Source organism: Kitasatospora sp. NPDC048298 (genome assembly GCF_043201465.1).
GTDB lineage: Bacteria > Actinomycetota > Actinomycetes > Streptomycetales > Streptomycetaceae > Kitasatospora.
Genome location: NZ_JBICYZ010000013.1, coordinates 61,740 through 82,982, shown reverse-complemented (window position 1 = coordinate 82,982; position 21,243 = coordinate 61,740). Strand labels below are relative to the sequence as shown.

The window sequence follows — 21,243 nt, the reverse complement described above, 5'->3', positions numbered from 1 at the left end:
CGCGGAAACGCCCGGCCGGGCCGCCGGGTGCTACCCGGCCCGAGAGGGCTTCGCCAACTCGGCGCGCAGCTCGGCGAGGTGCTCGTCGGCCGACTCGTGCGGCAGGAACTCGACCACGTCGAGAAAGCGGAACAGCACCCTGGCCTCGGTGACGGCGTACTCGTAGTCGCCGAACCCGACCACCGCGCCCGTCCCGCCGCGCGCCGCGCCCCGGACGGCGGCCGAGGTCAGCTCGTCGGCCGCGTCCTCGGCGCTCGCCCGCCGCCGGGCGTTGGGACGTGCCAGGTACGGGCAGACCATGGCGGCGTAGAGCATGCAGGCCCGGTGGCCGGGCCCCTCCATGGTGGGCGCGAGGTTGCGGTACGGCTGCCCGGCCGCGAGCGCCCCGGCGATCGCGGCGCTCTCGGCGGCGCCGACCACCCGCCACACCGGGCCGCGTTCCATGAACCGCCCGCACACCGAGCACAGCCGCTCCAGCGCGCAGTCGGCGCTGCGCCCGTGGTCGGTCAGGGCGAACTGCGGCATGTCGCCCTGCCAGGGCGTGATCGCCGGCACCGGGTAGCCCCGCCCGTCCCGGGGCCGCGCCCCCACCTCGTCGGGCACCGGCACAAGTTCGAATCGCACGCCCCTATCGATACCAGGGACGGCCCCCACCGGTCGACCCCGGCCGCCGGGGCGGGTGCCGCTACCCCTCGGGGCCGAGCCCGTGACCGCACCCGGGCCGGCGGCCGAACGGCCACCGGCCCGGGCTCGGGTTCGGAACCCGGCTCCGCCCCGGGACGAGGCCCGGACCGGGTTCAAGTCCTTATCACCGCAGGTCAGTTCCAGATGCCGGTGATGTCGGCGGCCGAGGCCGCGTTGCCCGCGTGGCCGGTGGTGCCGGCCAGGTCCTCCAGGGTGCGCAGCACGTTGTAGTGGTTGTAGGTGGTGGAGCTGCTGCTGCCGGGCGTCACGTGGGCGCCGTAGAGCACGGTCGGGATCCGGTTGCCGGACAGCGAGTTGTCCTCGTCGAAGGTGACGACCAGCAGGCTGTTGTGGGTCTGCGCCCAGGTGGCGTACGCCCCCAGGTTGTTCTTGATCCAGGTGTCGCCGGTGCCGACCGAGCAGTCGTGCATGTCGCTGCAGAGGTTCGGCACCACGAAGGAGACGTTCGGCAGGGTGCTGTAGTCGGTCGGGAACTGGGTGAAGGTCTTGGCCGAGTTGAGCGGGACGTTGCCGAAGCCGAACCAGGGGTTGTGCTTCTGCGCGTACTTGCCGCTGCTGCACACGGTGCTGCCCTCGCTGGGCAGGGTCTCGTTGTAGCTGGCCCAGGTCTTGCCGGCGGCGATCACCTCGGAGGCGAGGTTGGCGCTCTGGAAGCCGCCGACCTTCACGCAGCTGTCGTCGACCCGGCCCTGGGTGGAGCCGGAGAACAGCGCGTAGTAGTTCGGCTCGCTCGGGTGGGTGATGCCGTACGACTGGGTGAGGTTGGCGCCGCCCGCGATCAGGGTGTTGTTGAGGTACGGCGCGCTGCTGCTGCCGACGACCTGGGAGTAGGCGTGGTTCTCCATCACCACCACGACGACGTGGTCGGGCGTGGGCAGGGCCGCGGCCTGCGCGGTGGTGGCGGTCGCCGCCCAGAGGCCGGCGGAGGCGGCCAGCAGGGCGACGGCGGAGCCGATCGCGGTCGCGGTGCGGCGGGAGCGGGGACTCGGTGCCTTCATGGACGAAGTCATGACAATTCCTCGGGTGGGAGACGGCCCGGTGAGCGGGCCCGGGACGGGAGGTGCCTGCCGCCGGGATGTGGCGTTCCGGTGCGGCGCCTGGGGTACGACCGGCACGAAAGGCGCCCGAACAGCATGGGGCGCCGCCGTGGACGCGGGTAGGCGACGGCAGGTGAAACCTTGGCCCCGGCGTGGGAAACGGACGGTGAGACCGGTCGATTCCCCCACCGACAACGGAGAAAGCGGGCGAATCGGTTCACATTGCCAGCGGCCGCCGGGACGGTGATAGTGATCTTCGAACGATGCGGTCCGACACCGTGTCAGCTGACGAGAGAGCCGAGGAACATGGCGAAGACCAGCCTTCTGCGTCCGCTCGCGGTGGCCGCCGCCGGCGCCGTCCTGGTGGCGACCGGCGCCCTGCCCGCCGCGGCGGCCGGCCGGGACACCACCGACGCGACCGCCCCCGACCTCGCCGGCGTGCGCGCCGCTCTGGAGGCCACCACCGCGGCCGGTGCCCCGGGCGCCTTCGCGGTGATCCGCGACCACGGCACCATCGACCGGACCCGCTCGGTGAACGTCGGCCTGGCCGACCTGGACGGGACCCTGATGAACTCCTCGTGGAGGTTCCGGGTCGGCAGCAACAGCAAGATGTTCACCGCCGTTCTCGTGATGCAGCTGGTGGAGGAGGGCCGGATCGACCTCGACCGGCCGCTGCGCGAGTACCTGCCCGAGGGCACCCTGCCGGAGGGCTGGACCATGACGGGCCGCCAGGTCATGGAGCACCGGGCCGGGATCTTCGACCACACCAACGACCTGCTGGAGCAGGCCGGCGAGGAGACCACCAGCGCGTTCGAGGCGCGCATCCGCACCACGGTGTACGACCCGCGCGAGCTGGTGGCGATGTCCGTCAAGCACGGCGTGCAGTACACCCCCGGCACCCGCTACTCCTACTCCAACACCGACTTCGTGCTGATGGGCCTGGCGGTCGAGCACCTCACCGGCCGGCCGTTCCCGGAGGTGCTGAACGAGCGGATCATCAAGCCGCTCGGCCTGCGCAAGACCTCCTTCGTGGTGCCCGAGCAGGCGATCCGCGGCGCCCACGTCACCGGCTACCTCACCAACGACGACCGGACGAAGCCGCTGCTGGACTCCACCGAGCAGACCGGCTCCTGGGTGTGGAGCGCCGGGGCCGTCATCTCCACCGCCGAGGACCTCGACCGCTTCCTCACCGCGCTGACGGCCGGCGGCGCCAGCGGGCTCGTCTCGGACGCCTCGCTCGGGCAGATGACCGCCGCCCTGCCCACGCCCACCGCGAAGATCTCCTACGGCCTGGGCCTGCGCCGCATCTCGCTCTCCTGCGGGGACGTGTACGGGCACGGCGGCATCGTGCAGGGCTTCAACAGCCAGTCCTTCACCACCCCGGACGGGCGGCGCAGCGTGGTGGTCTTCGCCAACGCCTCCAACAACGGTTCGGTGACGCAGGGGCTGATGAACACCCTGGAGCCGGCCTTCTGCGGCAAGCGGCCCGCCGCCGAGTCGCGGACGGCCTTCGCGCCGTCGTCGGCGCCGGCCGACGGCCCGGTTTCGGCGCCGGTGAACTCGCTGCCGGTGGTGGAGGACACCCGGATCTGACGCCGGCCCCCTCGGCCCGCGCCCGCACCCGGTCCCACCCCCGCGCCCGCTCCCGGTACGACCGGGGGCGGGCGCGCCGGTCGGTGCCGGTCAGTACGGGTCAGTACGGGTCAGTGCCGGGCGAGGGCCCTCCGCGCTCAGGTCGGTGAGCGCCTCGGTGAGCAGCTCGCGGGCCTCCTCGGCGCGGCCCTGCTCGATCAGCGCGGTGCCCAGTTCGGTCAGCGTCTTGGTCATGCTGTCCGGGCGGCCCACCGCCTCGAAGTGCAGCAGGGCCTGCCGGTAGGCCTTCTCGGCGGCCGGCCACCGCTTCAACGCCGCCCGGTCCAGGCCGAGTTCGTGCGCGGTCATGGCCGCGAGCAGGTGGATCAGCGGTGAGGACCAGCGCTCCACCAGCTCCAGCGCCCCGGCCAGCGCCCGCCGGCGCGACTCCACCGCCTCCTCCGCCCGGCCGGACTCCCGCAGGCAGTTGGCGGCGCCCCGCAGGGTGACCAGCCGGCCGATCATCGCCGAGCGGCTGGGCACCTCGGCGAAGGCGTCCGCCGCCCGGTGGAAGGCGTCGGTCGCCTCGCGGTGCCGCTGGAGGTAGCGCAGGCCCGAGGCGAGGTAGGTGAGCGCCCAGGCCTCCTGCTCCCGGTCACCGACCGCGCGGGCCAGCTCCAGTCCCTCGGCGGCCAGTTCGATGCCGCGTTGGTAGCGGTGCAGGCAGGTGACGTGCGTCCAGGCCAGGTAGTTGACGTGCACCGCCTCGACCCGCCGGTCCCCGATCGCCCGGGCGGCGTCCGCCGAGAGCTGGAACACCTCGACCCAGATGCCCCAGCTCAGCAGCCGGTCCGAGAACCAGTGCATCGCCTCGGCGGTGTCCACCACCTCCCGGTACCGGCCGGCCCGCTGCGCCTGGTGCAGGGCCGCCAGCCACTCCGGGTGCTCGTACTCCAGCCAGGCGGCGGCCTCGGTGAGGTACGCGGGTGCGGGGCCGTCGGTGCCGGTCCCGGCCGTGGCGTGGTCCGGGTCGAACCGCAGTCCGTAGTCGGCCGCCCGGCCGAGGATCCAGCGGCCGGCCCGGGTACGGGCCTCGGCCAGCTCCTGGGGCGTCTCGTCGGCGGCCAGCCGCTCGCCCGCGTAGAGCCGCACCAGGTCGTGCAGGCGGTAGCGGTCCGGGGTGGCGGCCTGCATCAGGCCGGCGTCGACGAGCTGTTCGAGCACCAGCTCGGTGCGGGCCGCCGACCGGCCCGCGTAGGCCGCGGCGATCTCCGCGGTGAAGTCCTGACCGGCCGTCAGGGCACATCGCCGGAGGACGAGTTGTGACTCCTCGGGCAGCCGCCGGTAGGACAGCTCGAAGGCCGGGCGGACGGCCAGGTCGCCGGTCTCCAGCAGGTCCAGCCGGTTCTCCTCGGCGGCGAGCTGGCGCACCAGGTGGGCGACCGGCTGCTGTGGGCGGGCGACCAGGCGCTGCCCGGCGATCCGCAGCGCGAGCGGCAGGTAGCCGCAGAGCCTGGCCAGCTCGGCCGTGGCGTCGGGGGCGGCCTCGATCCGCTCCCGGCCGGCGATCCTGGCCAGCAGGCCGGCCGCCTCGGCCGGGGACAGCACGTCCAGGTTCAGCCGGTGCACCGACTCCAGGCCGGGCAGCACGTTGCGGCTGGTCACGATGGTCACGGCCGGGCCCGAACCGGGCAGCAGCGGGCGCACCTGGCCCTCGTCGGCGGCGTTGTCCAACACCAGGACGAGCCGCCGCTCGCGGACCAGCGCCCGGTAGAGGCCGGCCCGCTCCTCCGTCCCGGCGGGCACCGCGGCGTCGGCGACGCCCAGGGCACGCAGCACCTGGCCGAGCGCGTCCCGGGCGGACAGCGGCTGCGGGGACATGCCGCCGAGGTCCAGGGAGAGCTGGCCGTCCGGGAACCGCGGCGCCAGGGCGTGGGCGGCGTGCAGGGCGAAGGAGGTCTTGCCGAGGCCGGGCTGACCACTGACCAGCACCACGCGCGGGTGGGCCGGCCGTTCGTCCTCCGCCAGGCGGGCCAGCAGGGCGAGGGCGTCCTCGCGGGCGGTGAAGTCGGCGATGTCGCGGGGCAGCGCGAGCGCGCTCTGGCCGGCCTCGGCGGAGGCCACGGGCGGGGCGTCGGCCGCGGGCAGGGCGTCGGCCGCGGGCAGGGCGTCGGCCGCGGGCGGGGCGTCGGCCGCGGGCGGGGTGTCGGCCACACTCGGGGTGTCGGCCGTACTCGGGGCGGAGGCGTCCGCGCGCGGGGCCGACCAGCCGGGCCGGGCGGGGCTCGCGGCGGGCGCGAGGGCCTGCCGTGCCCCGCGCGGGCGTCCGGCCTGCGCGGCTCCGTCCAGCGCCCGCGCCTGCGCGCCGTCCAGCCCGAGCGCCTCGGCCAGGGCCCGTACGGTCCGGCGCTGCGGTCCGCGGGTGCGGCCGCGCTCCATGTCGCCGAGGGCGCGCAGACTGACCCCGGCGGCCGCGGCGAGTTCCTCCTGGGTCAGGCCCGCCGCCACCCGGTGTCCGGCCAGCAGACGGCTGAACTCGTTCACGTCCGTGTCCGTGCCGCCCCCGGCCGCCATGCCCCGCCCCCACTCGCTCGGTCCCGCTCAGTTCCGCACTTCTGCCTGGAGTCGCCTCCGGCGGATCCTTCCAGGCAGAAGTATGCCCCGGTGGCCGGGTTCCTCCTACTCGGCCCGCTCCGCGGGTATCCGCCCAGGTCAGGAGGGTCGGACGTGGACGGGGTGGAGGGATACAGGCGGTTCCTCGTCGGGCGAACCGCCGATAGTTCCGCCTGTGGTTCCGCCGGCCGATCGGCGGTTTCCGCCACCGGCGGCCGACCGACCGGGGACGTCGGCGGCCGACGGACCGGGGCGGAGTTCGGCGGCACCTCCCTACGCGAGCCGCCTCGCCTCCGCGCCCTCGGCCGTGCGACCGAGGGCGTCCAGCAGGTCGGCGAGGAGGGTGTGGGAACGGGCTTCGAGGGCCGGGTCGCCGACGGTGCGGCCGAGGGCGACGGCGAGTCGGGCCGTGGAGAGCGCGGCGTCCCGGCGACCGAGGGCGTGGAGGGCGCGGGCCCGGCTGTGGGTGGCGAGGACGGCCTCGGCACCGCCGGAGCGGGCGGTGGCGGCGCGCACCGCCTCGTCGGCGTGGCGCAGGGCGGGCTCGGGCTCGCCGGCCAGGACCAGTGCGTCGGCGAGGTCGGTGAGCGCGCGGACCAGCAGGTGGTCGGTGGCCGAGGTGCGGGCGGCGGCCACCAGGTCGCCCAGCATGGGTACCGCGCGCTCGTACCGGCCGGCCCGCAGCAGGGCGGTGGCCACCCGGCTGCGGCAGTGGTGGCGCAGCGCCCGGTCACCGGCCAGGTCGGCGGCCGCGAGGGCGCGTTCCAGCTGGTCGGCGGCGGTGCGGTGGGCCGCGCGGTCGACGTGCAGGACGGCGAGGTCGGTGGCAAGCCGGGCGATCGCCGCCTCGTCCCGGTCCGCGTGCGCGGCGCGCAGCCCGGCCTCGACCACGGCGCGCCAGTGCGTCCGGTCGTGGTCGGTGGTCTCGTACAGCGGGCAGGTCCGGTGGGCGAGTTGCCAGGCCGCGGTGGGCCGGTCCTTCTGCTCGGCGCAGAGCACCACCGCGCGCAGGGCGCTCTCCTCGCGGCGGAACCAGTCCTCCGCCCGGCCGTCGGCCGCCGTGCCCTCGGACGTCCAGCCGGCGGTGACGTCGAGGTAGTGGGCGATCAGCCGGTCGAGGGCCAGGACCCCTTCCTCGCAGCCGAGTTCGGCGGCCTGCGCGGCGGCGTGCCGGCGGACCAGCTCGCGCCGGGCGTACCGGCCGGGGCCGGTCTCCTCCAGCAGGTGCACGGCGTCGAGCCGGTTCAGCAGGGTGCGGGCGATGGCGGGCGGGAGGTCCGCGAGGGCGGCGGCCGTGTCGGTGCCGATCTCGGCGCCGGGGTGCAGGCCGAGCAGGGTGAACAGCCGGGCGGCGTCGGGGGCCAGGGTGCGGTACGTCCGGTCCAGCGCGGCGGTGAGGCCGAGCGGGCCGTGGGTGGCGCCGGTGCCGGAGAGGGCGGCCAGGCCGCTCTGCTCGTCGGCGAGTTCGGCGGCGAGGTCGGCCGCGGACCAGTCGGGCCGGGCGGCCAGGTGGGCGGCGGCCAGCCGCAGCGCGAGTGGCAGGTGGTCGCAGCGCTCGGCGAGTTCGGCGACGGCCTCCGGCTCGTCGGCCGTGCGGTCGGCGCCGAGGGTGCGGGCGAGCAGGGCGGCGGCCTCATCGGGGCCGAGCACGCCCAGCGGCAGCGGGATGCCGCCGGTGCGGACCAGCAGGTGGCGCAGCCGGCTGCGGCTGGTGACGATCGTGACCGGGGCGGGCTCGCTGTCGGTGGCCGGCGGGTCGGGCAGCAGCGGGGCGAGCTGCGGGTAGTCGGCGGCGTCGTCCAGGACGACCAGCATCCGCCGACCACCGGTCAGTTCGCGGTAGCGGCGGGCGCGGTCCTCGGGTTCGGCGGGCAGCGCGTCCGGGGCGACGCCGAGGGCGGTGAGCAGCTCGCCGAGCACCTCGGCGGGTCGGCGCGGCCCCTCCGGGTCGAAGCCGCGCAGGTCAGCGCGGAGGATGCCGTCCGGGAAGTGGGCGTCGCCGCGCCGGGCCGTCCAGTACCGGACCAGGCTGGTCTTGCCGACCCCGGCGGGGCCGGTGACCAGGATCGGGCGGCCGTCCCGGGCGGCGGGCAACACCTGCTCCAGCCGGGCGAGTTCGGCGCTCCGGCCGACGAACCGGGGGTCCGCGGCGGGCCGGGGGTCGGCGGCGGGCCCGGCACCGGCGGGCCCGGCACCGGCCGTCCGGCTGCCCTCGGGCCTGGCACCGTACCGCTCGCCGGCCCGGCGCAGCTCCGGGCCGGGCGGCCCGGTGAGCCGGGCCACCGCGCGCTCGTACCGCGCCCGGGCCTCGGCGCTCCGCCCGTCCTGCTCCAGGCAGCGCACCAGCCGGACGGCCAGCTCCTGCCGGGCGGGGTGGCCGTCGGCGGCCTCGGCGAGTTCGGCGGCCAGCTCGCCGCCCCGCCCGGCCCGGAGCAGGCCGTCGGCCAGCCGCTCCAGGGCGCGCAGCCGCAGGTCGGTCAGGTACGGGAGGATCCGCTCGCGCAGCAGGGCGGAGCCGCAGTCGGCGAGCGCCGGGCCGCGCCACAGGTCCAGCGCGGCGCGCAGCCGGAACAGTGCCCGGTCCGCCGTGGCGCCCTCCCCCGGGACGGCGGGCTCGGGGAGCAGCACGCCCGCCTGGTCGCAGAGCCGGCCGAAGTGCAGCACGTCGACCCGGTCGGGCTCACCGGCCAGCAGGTAGCCGGCCCCTCGGGTGCCCAGCTCCAGGCCGGAGCCGTCCAGCAGTCGGCGCAGCGCCGTGACGTGGCCCTGCAGGGCGGCGCGGGCGGTGGGCGGGGCGCTGCCCTCCCAGACCAGCTCGATCAGCTCCTCGGTGGCCACCGTCCGGTTCAGCCGGACGGCGAGCGCGCTCAGCAGCGCCCGGCGTTTGGGCGCCGAGGGCGTCACCGCCGTCCCGTCCTCCCGCCGCACCGCCATCGGTCCGAGCAGATCGATGTGCACGCGCCCGTTCCCCTCCCCACCATCGGTTCCCGGCCGGATCGAGGATAGGGCCGACCGGGCTCTTGACCTCCGCCGTACGGTACCCGGCGGATACGACACCGGGCGCGGCGTCCACGCCCCTGCAACCGCCGGGCGCCTCGGTGGCATCCCCTCGGAGGGGGGTGGCCTGCGGCGGGAGCCCCGTCCGGCTCGGACGGGACACCATGTCGCACTACACTGCTCCACCCCGAGGCTTCGGGTGTGATGTGCGGTTCGCGGTGAAACGGGGGTACTGGTGCGGATTCGGCTGCTCGGGCCGGTGGAGTTGCGGGTCGGGGCTGACGGCTTCGACGGCGTGGCGGGCGCGCAGCGGCGGGCCGTACTGGCCTTGCTGGCGCTGCGGTTGGGGCGTCTGGTCACCATGGAGCAGCTGTGCGAGATGCTGTGGGACGAGCAGCCGCCGCCGAGCGCGCGGGCGGCCGTGCAGGGGCACGTCGCCGCGCTGCGGAAGGTGCTCGCCGACACCCCGTTCGAACTGCACACCCGGGACTCCGGCTACCTGCTGGACGGGCCGGTCGGTGCGGTGGACGCGCTGCGCTTCGAGGAGCTCGCGGCCGCGGCCGACCGGCAGGCCTGGCTCGACAACCGCACCGCGGCGGTCGCGCTGCTGGAGGAGGCGCTGGGGCTGTGGCGCGGCGAGGCGCTGGCCGACCTGCCCGACACTCCCCTGCGCGCCGCCGCGGTGGACCGGCTGGAGCAGTCCCGCACCTCCGTGCTGGTCCGCTGGGCCGACCTGCGGCTGGGCCAGGGCACCGGGGCGTCGGCCGTACCGCTGCTGGAACAGGGCGTACGGGTGGACGGGCTGCGCGAGGAGCTGGTGGCGCTGCTGATGCGCTGCCTGCACCAGGCGGGCCGGCCCGCCGAGGCGCTGACGGCCTACCACCGGGCCCGGGTGCGGCTGGCCGACGAGCTGGGCATCAACCCCGGCCCGGCGCTGCGGGCCGCGCTCGCGGAGGTGCTGGCCGACGACCGTGCGGCGGAGCGGCCGCCCGTCGCTCCGCCGGCCGCCGAACCGGCACCGCCGACCCCGCAGGCCCCGCCGACCCCACGCCAACTCCCGCGCCGCGACCCGGACTTCGTCGGGCGTCTCGCCGACCTGGCCCGCCTCGACCGGGCCTGTGGCCCCGACCGCTCCGGAGAAGGCCCGGTGCTGGTGGTCGGCCCGGCCGGGGTCGGCAAGAGCGCGCTGGTCACCGCCTGGGCGCACCGGGCCGCCGGCCGCTTCCCGGACGGTGTGCTCCACGCCGAGCTGCACGGCCTCGCCCCTTCCGACCCGAACACCCCGGGCGCCCTGGCCGACCCGAACGCCCCGGGCAGCCCGAACGCCCCGGACGCCCCGGCCCGGCCCGAGGCCGTGCTGGCCGGCTTCCTGCGCGCGCTCGGCGTGCCGGAGGAGGACATCCCCGCCGACCGCGCCGCCCGGGCCGCGCTCTACCGCGAGCGCACCAGGGGCCGGCGGCTGCTGGTGCTGCTGGACGACGCCGCCGATGCCGAGCAGGTCGCCGACCTGCTGCCCGCGGGACCGACCGGCACCGCCGTGGTCACCGGCCGGGGCCCGTTGGAGGGCCTGGTCGCCCTGGAGGGGGCCGGCCTGCTGCGCCTGGCCGCGCTGCCCGAGGACGACGCCCTGCACCTGCTGGAGCGCGCCCTGACGCCGGAGCGGCTGCGCGCCGAGCCGGAGGCCGCCGCCCGGCTCGCCGGGCTCTGCGACCACCTGCCGCTCGCCCTGCGGATCGCCGCCGCCCGCCTCGCCGCCCGGCCGGACTGGACGGTGGCCGGTCTGGTCGCCGAACTCGCCGACGAGCGGACCAGGTTGGCCGTCCTGGACGCCGACGGAACGCTCTCCGTCGCCGGCCGGCTCCGGCTGACCCACCGCCGGCTCTCCGAACCCGCTGCCGAGCTGCTGACCGCCCTGGCCGCGCACCCCGGCCGCGAGGTGGACGCCCAGGCGAGCGCCGCGCTGCTCGGCAGCGACACCGCCACCGCCCACCGGGCGCTCGGCGAACTGGCCTCCCACCACCTGCTCACCGGCACCGCCCCGGGCCGCCACGCCCGTACCGACCTGGTCCGGCTGTACGGCACCGGTCTGCTCGCCGAACGGCCCGAACAGCACCGCCGGCTGCTCCGCGAACGCCTGGCCGACCACTACCTCACGGCCCTGCGGCACTGCGGCTCCTTCCTCGACCCCGGCCAGGAGGACACCGCCCCGCCCGCCGCCGCACCGTCCGCTCCGGCGCAGGCCGTGCCCGCCGCCGTCGACATCCGCACCGCGCTCGACTGGTTCGACGCCGAGGAACCCGCGATCTCCGCACTGGTCGCGTCCCCCGACACCGATCCGGCCCGCGCCTGGCGGCTCGCACTGACCTGCGGCTCGCTCTACTACGGCGCCAGCCGCTTCACCGACTGGCTCGCCGGCGCCCGGCTGGGGCAGGCGGCGGCCGAACGGTGCGGCGACCCGGTCGCGGTCGCGCTGCTGCTCACCTGCCGGGCCCAGGCCCTGGTCGCGCTGGAACGCCGGCCGGAGTCCGCGGAGGCGGCGCGCAGGGCGGTGGCCGCCGTCGAGTCGGCGACCGGGCCCGCCGCCGCGTCCGCGCGCGTCCGGGCGCTCGCCACGCTGGCGCTGGTCACCGTGATGCTCGGCCACCGCGCCGAGGCCGAACGGCTGGCGGCCTCCGCCACCGCGCTCGCGCTGGAGTCCGGCGACCGCCGCCGGCTGGTCGACGCCAAGGTGCACCAGGGTTGGGTGAGCCTGGCCGTCGGGGACCGGGAGGGCGCCCAGCGCCGGTCCCGCGAGGCCCGGGAGCTGCTGCCCGCCACGCCCGTCACCCAGGTCCACCTCTGGTCGCTGCTGACCGAGGCCCAGGCCCTCCCGCCGACCGTCCGCGACGACGCCGCCGACCTCGCCTGGCACCGGCTGCTCGCCGCGTGCGAGGAGGCCGGCCTGCTGTACCTGCACGCGGTGACCGAACAGGCCTACGCCGCCCACCTGACGGCCCGGGGCCGGGAGCCGGAGGCCGGAGGACGGCTGCGCAGGGCGCTGGACCGCTTCCGCGCGCACGACCGGCAGGCCGGCTACCTCAGCGAGTTCACCACGGGTCTGGAGGAGTCGCTCGACCTCCGCGCCGGCCGGCGGCCCGCGCACGACTGAGGCGTGTCGCCCGGGGCCTCGGCCACCGCCGGCCCGGTCAGCCGGTGGCCGAGGCGGCCCCGTGCTCCGGCGGGGCGTACCCGTGCTCCGCCGCCAGCACCGGGCGCAGCGCCCGGATCGCGTAGAAGTTGCGGGACTTGACCGTCCCCGGCGGCACCCCCAGCCGGGCCGAGGCCTCCAGCACCGAGCGGTCCTCGAGGTGCAGTTCGACCAGCACCTCGCGGTGGTGCTTCTGCACCCGGCGCAGCGCCAGCGCGATGTCCCGGGCCACCACCACCTGCTCGTACGGGTCGTCGGCGAGCGGCCGGTCCTCCACCGGCTCGCCGATCACCTCCTTGGCGCGGGCGGCGGCCATCCGGTAGTGGTCGATCGCGATCCGCCGGGCCACGGTGAACAGCCAGGGCCGACTCGCCGCCGGGCCGGCGGCCAGCGCCTCCGGGTGCTGCCAGGCGCGCAGCAGGGTCTCCTGGAGGATGTCCTCGGCCTTGCCCCGGTCCCCGCCCGTGGCTCGCAGCAGCGAGCGCAGCAGGTAGCCGCCGTGCAGCCGGTGGATCTCGGCGAGCGTGTCGGGGTCGAGGGTGGGACGGGCCGGGGCGCCGGTACCTTCCGGCGCGTCCGCGGGACCCCCGGGCGGCGGAGTGGCGGACGTTGACTGGGCGACGGGCGGCATCGACACGCGCTACCTCTCAGGTCGGGCAAGGGGCGCAGCACGGGCAGAGGTCGCAGCACGGGCAGGCGTGCTGGGCACCGGCCGGGCATTCCCGGCGGTGGCTGCACCAGCACACTGCCGGAGGCCGCCAAGTCCGCGCCAAGGATCGGCCAACGCCTCCGCGCGCAGCGCTCCGCCCGGCCGCGGACGCCGCCGTTGGCGGACGCCGACGACCGTTGGCCGGTCGTTAGCGGCCGTCGGCCGCGGCTCCGTCGGGGCCCCGCCGGCCCGGGCCGGTCAGTCCTCGGCGAGCACCCGGAGCAGCTCCCTCACCCCGTCCTCGCCGCGGTGCTCGATCAGCATCGCGACCCAGGTCGCCAGCCGCTGGCGCTCCGCCGCCGACCACCGGGGTGCGGACGGGTGCTCGTCCACCACCAGCGCCGTCGCCAGGCCCAGCAGCCCCGGCGCGGGCCGCGGCCACAGCCGGCCCTCCGGCACCGCGCGCAGCGCCAGCCGCCGGGCGACCGCGATCACCTCTCCCGCCGCCGCCTCGGGCACCGCCAACGTGGCCGGCCCGGCCACGCTCGGCGCTCCCGACCGCACCAGGGCCGCGATGAACTCCCGGGCCTCCGGTCCGTCCGCGGTCATACCGGGTCCCTCCCCCGTCCCGTTCACGGGACTCACGCTCCTTCCGACTCGGTCGCACTCGATCGCACTCGGTGGTGTCCGGTGGCACTCGGCGGGCGCCGGGTGCCACCGGAACGAAGGTACCGATCGGTAGCCGGTCGAGCGGAGGGTTTTCCGATGCGGCCCCTCCCGAAGTGACAAGGGACGCTCCGTGCACCCCGTCCCGCTCAACGAGCCCTCCGCCGCCAGCGGTTCAGGTGAACCGGAGGAACTCCTTCAGCCGTGCTCCCGGCCGTACGGGCCGGAACGAGCCGGGCACACGGCCCGGCCGGAGCCGAAAACACGGCCCGGCCCGGGCGGCCGCGCCCGCCGACCGGCTGCGGCATCCGGGTGAGGACGCCCTTCCGAAGACCCGCGAATGGACGGACGGACCTCGGGTAGAAGCCACGAGGCCGCCACGGCCGCTCCATCCCGCCGCACCCCCGCCCCGTCACCCGCCCGTCACCCGCATCGGCGTCGCGAAGTGGCATCCGAGGGCAGCCTGGCCAAGGCTGGGCCCGGGGGTCTCGCCTCAGATGGGTACGGTGCCGATGTTCGAAACGAGCTTTGCGTTCCCCCGCTCGCTGCTGCAACCGGTCGCCGGCGCCCGCGGGCGGGTGGCCGTGGTCGGAGCCGGCGTCGCCGGGCTGGTGTGCGCGTACGAGCTGCAGCGCCGGGGCTTCGACGTCGTCGTGTACGAACGGGCCAACCGGCCGGGCGGCCGGGTGCGCACCCACCGGTTCTGGGACGGCACCCACGTGGACCTCGGCGCCATGCGCATCCCCGGCAACCACCACTGCGTGCTGCACTACGTCTCCCGGTTCCGGCTGGCGACCCGCCCGTTCGTCAACTCCAACCCGCGCGCCTACTACCACCTGCGCGGCCGGCGGGTCCGGGTGCAGGACGTGGCGTCGTTGTTCCCCGCGTACGAGCTGCGCCCGGCCGAGCGCCAGGCCCCGACCCCGGTGCTGGACCACCTGCTCGGCTCGGTGTGGCGCACCCTGACCGTGGAGCAGCAGCGCCGCACCCTGGAGGGCCACTGGGACGACCCGGCGCTGGAGCGGGCGGCCTCGGTGTCGCTGTGGCAGTTCGTCCACGAGCACCTGTCGCAGGACGCCTGGGACCTCTTCGGCCACGCCAGTGGCCTGGCCCACTACGAGCAGTCCTCGCTGCTGGAGGTGCTGGTCGACTACTTCGGCCTGTTCCACCGCGGGCAGGTCGAGCTGGTCGACGGGCTGGACGCGCTGATCCACGCCTTCGTCGAGTCGCTGCGCCCGGGCACGCTCCAGCTCTCCACCCAGGTCGACGAGCTGGCGCTGACCGCGGACGGCGTCCGGCTCCACGGCCGGCGGATCGGCGCCCGGCTGCACGACGACGTCGACTACGTGGTGTGCTGCGTCCCGGCACCCGCGCTCGACCAGATCACCGTCACCCCGGGCCTGCCGCACGCCCAGCGGCACGCCATCCGCGGCATCAGCTACGCGAGCAGCATCAAGACCGTCCTGCACCTCACCCGCCGCCGCTGGGAGCTGGAGGACGGCATCCACGGCGGCGGCAGCTTCACCGACCTCCCGATCCAGCAGTGCTGGTACCCCTCCGACAACGCGGTGCAGGGCAAGGACGGGGTCAACGGCAGCGGCGGCCCGCACTGGGTCGCGCGCGACCCGCTGCGCTCGGCCGAACCGACGGCCCTGCTCGGCGCGTACCTGTGGGGTGCCAACGCCCGCCGCTTCGCCGCGCTGGATCCGGCCGACCGGGACGCGCTGGTGCTGGACTGCCTGGAACGGCTCCACCCGGGCATCACGGCGGACGTGGACGACATCGTGCACTGCAACTGGGACGTGCAGAGCGGCATGGGCGGCGGCGCGTTCGCCCATCTGACGCCCGGCGAGCACAGCCGCTACCTGAGCGTGCTCGGCTCCCCGTACCCGGCGGAGCGGCCGCGGGTCTTCTTCGCCGGAGAGCACCTGTCCGGCGCCCACGCCTGGTGCCAGGGCGCGGCGCAGTCCGCCCTCGGCGCGGTGGGCGCGCTGCTCGACCGGGCGGGGCACCCCCGGGTCGTCACCCGGGTGGGGGCGGTGTGACGGTCGCCGACCCCGGCCCGGCGCTGGGCACCGCATCCGGCCCCGCAGCCGCCCCGGAACCGGAACCGGGCCCGACCCCCGCCCCGGCACTCGGCCGGGCCGAGTTGCTCGCCCCGTTCCGGCCCGGCCGTGGTGAGCTGGTCGGCATCGAGGTCGAGTGCGGCCTGGTCGACCCGGCCACCGGGCTGGCCGCCCGCTACGCCGGCGAGAACGGTGTGCTGGCCGTCCTGGAGGCGGTGCTGGCCCGGTGGGGCGGCGAGCCGCAGGAGGACGCCGGGCGACTGACCGGGGTACTGCTCCCGGACGGCAGCCAGATCACCCTCGAACACGGCGGCCAGCTGGAGTACTCCTCCACGCCCGCGTCCTCGGTGGCCAAGGCGGTGGACGACATGCGCGCCGCACTGGAGCAACTCGCCGAACTGGTCGGCCGGTTCGGCCTCGCCCTGCTGCCCGGCGCCTACCTGCCCTTCGACCGGCTCGCCGACATGCAGTGGGTGCCGATGACCCGGGGCGCCATCATGCGGGACTACTTCACCGGACTGGGCGAGCCCGGCAGCCGCGCCCGGTACGTGATGGCGCTGTCGCTGTCCACCCAGGTGACCCTAGACTACCTCTCCCCCGCCGACTTCACCCGGAAGCTGCGGATGCAGATGGCCGCCGCCCCGGTGGTCTCCGCGATGCTCGTCAACTCACCGCTCCAGGAGGGGAGTTCCTCCAGCGGGCGACTGTCCCACCGGTGCTGGGCCTGGCAGCGGATGGACCCGCGCCGGGGCGGAGTGCTGCCGCCCGCGCTGCGCCCCGACGTCACCGTCGAGTCCGTCGTCGACTGGGCGCTCGGCATCCCGCTGATCCACTACCGCACCCCGGACGGCCGCTACCACCCGGCGCCCCCGGAGCGCACCTTCGCCGAACTGCTCCGGCACGGCTACCCGGACGGCTCGCGCCCGACCCCGGCGCACTGGGCCGCCCACCTCAACCAGCTCTGGACCAACACCAGGGTCCGCAACACCCTGGAGCTGCGCGCCTCGGACGGCCCGCCGTACCCGTTCATCCCCGCCGTCCCCGCGCTCTGGGCCGGGCTCAGCTACCACCCCGAATCCTGCGACGCCGCCTGGGAGTTGCTCCGCCGTCACACCCTGCACGACCACCGGGCCGCACTCGCCGAACTGCCCGCCCTCGGCCTGGCCACCCGGCTCGGCGGAGACCCGGTCCGCCCGCTGGCCGCCGAACTGCTGCGGCTGGCCCGGGCCGGCCTCGCCGCCCGGATCGCGGCCGGCCTCGAACCGCCGCACGTGCTCGGGTACCTGGACCCGCTGGAGGAGGTCCTCGCCACCGGCCGGACCTTCGCCGAACAGTGCCGCGAGCGCTGGCACGGCGAACTGCGCCGCGACCCGGCCCGCTACGTCGCCGCGTACCGGGTCTGAGGCACCGGCGGACCACCGGCCGACCACGTGGAGGGCACCTCCGCGTCAGCAGGTCGTCAGCGGAGTGTCAGCAGTGCGTCAATCCGGGCCCCGGCGGGCGCGGGCGGGCGGAAGCTGGACCCATCACACCTGCAAGCCCCGCAGGTCGTCCCGGAGGTGAGCCGCATGTCCGTCCCCGCCACGTTCCATTCCGTCCTCCCCGACGTGCGCCGCCACGGCCTGCGCACCGCCGTCACCCGGGTGCTGGACCGCCTCGCCGCCAGCCCGCTCGACAACACCGTGCTCGGCGCGATCGGCACGCCCCGCCCGTCCGCCCGCCCGGCCGGGCCGCGCGCCCGGTGGCACCCGGTGGCCCGGCCGGACGGCACCACCGCCCTCGAAGCCGCCTGGCACCCGGACCGCTGAGGCCACCGGGCGCCCGTTCGTGCCCGTCCGCGACCGGCGGCGACCGGTCCCGGACGGGCGCCGGGCGCGGACAACCATTCGGCGCAGCGCTCCCCCGCACGGCACGGCCCCGGTCCGGGGCCGCACCTATGGTGGGCGAATGACCGATCGTCGGACCGCCCGGCCTGGCGTCGCCCGGGTGGGCCACCTCGTCGCCGCCGCCGCTTTCGCCGTCTGCATGACGGGCACCACCCTGCCCACCCCGCTCTACGGGCTGTACCAGGAGAAGCTCGGCTTCTCCGAGCTGACGGTGACGGTCGTGTTCGCGGTGTACGCCTTCGGCGTCATCGGCGTGCTGCTGCTGGTCGGCAACGTCTCGGACACCGTCGGGCGCCGGCCCGTGCTGCTCTGCGGGCTGGCCTGCTCGGCCGCCAGCGCCGTGGTCTTCATGGCCGCCGACAGCGTGGCCGTGCTCTACCTGGGCCGCCTGCTGTCCGGGTTCTCGGCGGGCCTGTTCACCGGCACCGGGACGGCGTACGTGCTGGAGCTCGCCCCGCCCGGGCACCGGGCCCGGGCGGGCTTCGTCGCGACCGCCGCCAACATGGGCGGACTCGGCTGCGGACCGCTGCTGTCGGGCGTGCTCTCGCAGTACGCGCCGCACCCGCTGGTGCTGCCGTTCGCCGTGCACCTGGGCCTGGTCACCGTCTCGTTCGCGCTCACCCGGCTGCTGCCGGAGACGGTCGCCGGGGCCCGCCCGCTGCGCACGGCCCGGCCCAACCGGCCGAGCCTGCCGCCGGAGGTCCGCCGGGTGTTCGTGCCGGCCGCGGTCGCCGCCTTCGCCGGATTCTCCCTGCTGGGCCTGTTCACCTCCGTCAGCCCCGCCTTCCTCGCCACCGACCTGGGCGTCCACAACCGCGCGGTGGTCGGCCTGGTGGTCTTCACGGTCTTCTTCGCCTCCACCCTCGGCCAGCTCCTGGTGCCCCGGCTCGGTACCGCCCGGGCGATCCCACTGGGCTGCCTGGTGCTGATCGCCGGGTTGGCGCTGCTGGCCGGCTCGCTCGCCCGGGAGGTCCTCGCCCTGCTGGTGCTCAGCGCCCTGGTGGGCGGCGCCGGCCAGGGCATGGGCCTGCGCGGGGCGGTGGGCGAGGTGGCGGCGGCCGCCGCCACCGAGCACCGCGGCGGCGCCCTCTCGGCGCTGTTCGTGGTCGCCTACTTCGGCATCTCGATCCCGGTCATCGGGGTGGGCCTGCTGGCCGGGCCGCTCGGCCTGGCCCAGGCGGGCCTGGTCTTCGCCGCCTGCATGGGCGTGCTCGCCGCCGTCTCCGGCCTCTACCTGCTGCGCCAGGCGCGCACCGCGAGCTGACGCGCGCGCACCGGCCCGCGCGCGAGCCCGCACTGCCCCGCACCGGCCCGCGCACCGACCAGCACGCCGCAGGCCGTCCCGCGCGCCGCCGTACGCGCCCGCCGTACGCCACCCGCGCGCGAACGCCGCCGGCCGCCCGTACGCGCTTGCCGCCCACTCCGGGGACCGATAGACACGAGCCAGACACCTTGCGTGACACCCGGAGGTTCCCACCATGACCGTGACGAGTCGCTACCTGGGCGCCTGGGAGGGCTTCTGGCGTGATGCGCCCGAGGAACCGGGCTCGGTGATCTGGGACGCGGAACCGGCCCTCGGCGCCGAACGCCACCTCACGCTGTTCCGCCCCCACCTGGCCGACCCCGCGCTGCCCGTCGTCGACCTGGGCTGCGGCAACGGCACCCAGACCCGCTTCCTCGCCGAGCGCTTCCCCGTCGTCCTCGGGGTCGACCTGTCCGCCGCCGCGCTGGACCTCGCCCGGCGGGGCGACCCGGCCGGGCGGGCCGAGTTCGCCCGGTTGGACGCCACCGAAACCGAGGCCGTCCGGGAGCTCCACCACCGCCTCGGCGACGCGAACGTGTACGTGCGCGGGGTGATCCACCAGAGCGAACCGGCCGACCGCCCCGGGGTGGTCGACGCCGTTCGCATCCTGCTCGGGGCGCGCGGTCGGGCCTTCGTGTTCGAGCTCGCCGAGGCGGCCAAGGGCGTGCTGGCCGAGCTCGCCCGCGGGCCGGCCGGACCGCCCCCGAAGCTGCGCCTGGTGTTCTCGCACGGGCTCGCCCCCGCCGGAGTCGCCGACTCGGCCTTCCCCGAGCTGTTCCACGCCGCCGGCCTGGACGTCCTCGCCACCGGTGAACTGCCGCTGGCCACCACGGAGTCCGGCCCCGACGGCACCCGGATCGAGCTGCCCGCGCACTGGCTGGTCGCCGGGCCGCGCGGTTCCGCGCCGGCCTAGAGGGCGTGTCCGACAATTCGCGCCAGGCGTGCGACGGGAATGGTCGGACACGCCCCGGCCCGCAGGGCCGGGCGAGCGGGAACCCGACGATCCACCGGCTTTCGGCCATCCTCCGTGTCCGGTCGGACCCTCCGGCCGGGCCGCGCCGACGGCCCGGCCGTTCCCGATCTCCGCTGGTCAGCATCCGCCCCCCGGCGAACCGCTCAAGTCCCCTGGAGCACCGGGAGATTGGCGCAATCGTGCAGGAGGGGCGGCAAAAGCGGGCAGGCGGACGACCCTGCCGTGTTTTGCTTCCCCGCATGGGATCTTCCACGGCCGAGGGGTCGTCCGTACCGGCGGAGTCCGGCCCGCCCACGACAGCGCCCCCGGCCCCGGAACCCGTACCGCTGCGCCGGCACCGTCCGCTGCTGCTGCTCGTCACGGAGCAGCTGAGCAGCTCGGTGGGACGCCAGGTCACCGCACTGGCGCTGCCGCTGCTGGCCATCGCCCACCTGCGCGCCGGCCCGCTCGGCGCCTCCGCGCTGCTGGCGATGACCTACCTGCCCGGCGTCCTGCTCAGCCCACTGATCGGCGTCGCCGTCGACCGGGCCCGGTTGCGCCGGATGCTGGTCTCGGTGTCCTGGCTGCAGGTCCCCGCCGTCGGCAGCGTGCCGCTCGCGGCCGCGCTGGACGGCCTGACCTGGCCGCACCTGTTCGCCGCGGCCGCCGCCTCCGGGGCGCTGGGCTCCGCCCAGAGCGTCGCGCTGCAGTCCTGCCTGCCCCGGGTGGTGCCCGCGGAGCGCCTGCTGCCGGCCAACTCCTCGCTCACCGGGGCCAGGACCATCGGCCTGATCGGCGGGCCGGCACTCGGCGGCCTCCTGATCGGCGTGGTCGACCCGGCCCCCGCGCTGCTGGTCGAGTGCGCCGCCTACCTCGTCGGCGGGGCCCTCTTCCTCGCGCTGCCGGCCTCACTGAACCGCCCCGCGCACGAGGCCGGCCACGGCGCGCGGTCCCGACTCGAAGCCCTGCGGGAGGGCCTCGCGGTCATCCGGCGTGAGACCCTGCTGCGCCGCCAGGCCCTGGCCGCCGCCGGGCTCAACCTCGGCGGCGGCGCCGGCGCCGGGCTGTTCGTGCTGTACGCCGAGCGGGAGCTGCGACTGCCCGCGTGGCAGCTCGGCGCGGTCTACGCCGCGTACGCCGTCGGCATGGGCACCGGCGTACTGGTCGCGGCCTCCGTCACCCGGGCGCTGGGCATGGCCCGGGCCATCCGGCTGTGCGCGGTCGGCGCGGGGGCCGCCCTCTTCCTCATCCCGGCGGCCTCCCTGGGCTTGTCCTTCCCGGTGCTGGTGCTCTACCAGCTGCTGTTCGGACTGCTGGCCACCATCTGGTCGATCGCCATGACCACCGGGCGCCAACTTGTCACCCCCGCACACCTGTTGGGCCGCGTCAACGCCTTCCTCCAGGCGGTGCTGACCGCCACCCTGCCGGTCGGCGCCTTCGTCGGCGGGTGGCTCGCCGCCCGGGTCGGCATCGTGCCGGTGCTGGTCGGGGCGGCGGCCGTCGCCCTGGCGGGCGCGAGCAGCCTCTGGTTCCCGCGCGACATGCTGGCCGGGATCGAGCGGGCGGCCGAGCAGAAGGCCGCCTGAGCCCCGTCACCCTTCGTACCGGGC

General features: G+C 76.2%; 14 protein-coding genes. 8 read left to right on the top strand and 6 right to left on the bottom strand.

Features of this window, described 5'->3' with window-relative positions; translation table 11 throughout:
• Positions 1–30: 30 nt before the first annotated feature.
• Positions 31–624 (bottom strand): hypothetical protein, encoded by a 594-nt coding sequence (locus ACGF0D_RS13375; RefSeq protein WP_392915634.1) that lies wholly within the window; start codon positions 622–624, stop codon positions 31–33.
• Between the two features lie 194 nt (positions 625–818).
• Entirely contained in the window at positions 819–1,715 is an 897-nt protein-coding gene (locus ACGF0D_RS13370; protein ID WP_392877983.1) for an alkaline phosphatase family protein, read from the bottom strand.
• A gap of 333 nt (positions 1,716–2,048) precedes the next feature.
• Here ACGF0D_RS13370 and ACGF0D_RS13365 point away from each other — a divergent pair, with 333 nt between their 5' ends.
• Positions 2,049–3,335, top strand: coding sequence for a serine hydrolase domain-containing protein (locus tag ACGF0D_RS13365; RefSeq protein ID WP_392915631.1), 1,287 nt, complete (start codon positions 2,049–2,051; stop codon positions 3,333–3,335).
• Between the two features lie 90 nt (positions 3,336–3,425).
• On the opposite strand, the gene ACGF0D_RS13360 is transcribed toward ACGF0D_RS13365, so the two are convergent.
• Both ACGF0D_RS13360 and ACGF0D_RS13355 read right to left on the bottom strand, forming a co-directional pair.
• Positions 3,426–5,858: an ATP-binding protein gene (locus ACGF0D_RS13360; RefSeq protein ID WP_392915628.1), complete on the bottom strand. Its 2,433-nt coding sequence runs from the start codon at positions 5,856–5,858 to the stop codon at positions 3,426–3,428.
• A gap of 342 nt (positions 5,859–6,200) precedes the next feature.
• Positions 6,201–8,885 carry a BTAD domain-containing putative transcriptional regulator gene (locus ACGF0D_RS13355; RefSeq protein ID WP_392915625.1) on the bottom strand — a complete coding sequence of 895 codons (2,685 nt, stop codon included), beginning with the start codon at positions 8,883–8,885 and terminating at the stop codon, positions 6,201–6,203.
• Between the two features lie 274 nt (positions 8,886–9,159).
• On the opposite strand from ACGF0D_RS13355, the gene ACGF0D_RS13350 reads away from it, so the two are divergent.
• Positions 9,160–12,072, top strand: coding sequence for a BTAD domain-containing putative transcriptional regulator (locus ACGF0D_RS13350; RefSeq protein WP_392915622.1), 2,913 nt, complete (start codon positions 9,160–9,162; stop codon positions 12,070–12,072).
• Positions 12,073–12,109: 37 nt separating this feature from the next.
• On the opposite strand, the gene ACGF0D_RS13345 is transcribed toward ACGF0D_RS13350, so the two are convergent.
• Together ACGF0D_RS13345 and ACGF0D_RS13340 are read right to left on the bottom strand one after the other, a co-directional pair.
• A complete protein-coding gene (locus ACGF0D_RS13345) occupies positions 12,110–12,742 on the bottom strand; it encodes a sigma-70 family RNA polymerase sigma factor (protein ID WP_392915758.1) in 633 nt (210 codons plus the stop codon).
• A gap of 276 nt (positions 12,743–13,018) precedes the next feature.
• Complete coding sequence (locus ACGF0D_RS13340) at positions 13,019–13,369, bottom strand: hypothetical protein (protein ID WP_392877993.1); 351 nt, start codon at positions 13,367–13,369, stop codon at positions 13,019–13,021.
• 569 nt (positions 13,370–13,938) lie between these two features.
• Here ACGF0D_RS13340 and ACGF0D_RS13335 point away from each other — a divergent pair.
• From ACGF0D_RS13335 to ACGF0D_RS13310, 6 genes are all read left to right on the top strand, one after another.
• Positions 13,939–15,471 (top strand): flavin monoamine oxidase family protein, encoded by a 1,533-nt coding sequence (locus ACGF0D_RS13335; RefSeq protein WP_392915619.1) that lies wholly within the window; start codon positions 13,939–13,941, stop codon positions 15,469–15,471.
• Complete coding sequence (locus ACGF0D_RS13330) at positions 15,468–16,895, top strand: glutamate-cysteine ligase family protein (protein ID WP_392915616.1); 1,428 nt, start codon at positions 15,468–15,470, stop codon at positions 16,893–16,895. Before ACGF0D_RS13335 ends, ACGF0D_RS13330 begins: the two co-directional genes overlap by 4 nt.
• A 165-nt stretch (positions 16,896–17,060) precedes the next feature.
• Positions 17,061–17,300 (top strand): hypothetical protein, encoded by a 240-nt coding sequence (locus tag ACGF0D_RS13325; protein WP_392915613.1) that lies wholly within the window; start codon positions 17,061–17,063, stop codon positions 17,298–17,300.
• Between the two features lie 139 nt (positions 17,301–17,439).
• On the top strand, positions 17,440–18,642 hold the full coding sequence (locus ACGF0D_RS13320; protein WP_392915611.1) for an MFS transporter: 1,203 nt from the start codon (positions 17,440–17,442) through the stop codon (positions 18,640–18,642).
• 214 nt (positions 18,643–18,856) lie between these two features.
• Positions 18,857–19,594: a class I SAM-dependent methyltransferase gene (locus ACGF0D_RS13315; protein WP_392915608.1), complete on the top strand. Its 738-nt coding sequence runs from the start codon at positions 18,857–18,859 to the stop codon at positions 19,592–19,594.
• A 299-nt stretch (positions 19,595–19,893) separates the two neighbouring features.
• Positions 19,894–21,219: an MFS transporter gene (locus ACGF0D_RS13310; RefSeq protein WP_392915606.1), complete on the top strand. Its 1,326-nt coding sequence runs from the start codon at positions 19,894–19,896 to the stop codon at positions 21,217–21,219.
• The last annotated feature ends 24 nt before the right edge of the window (positions 21,220–21,243 follow it).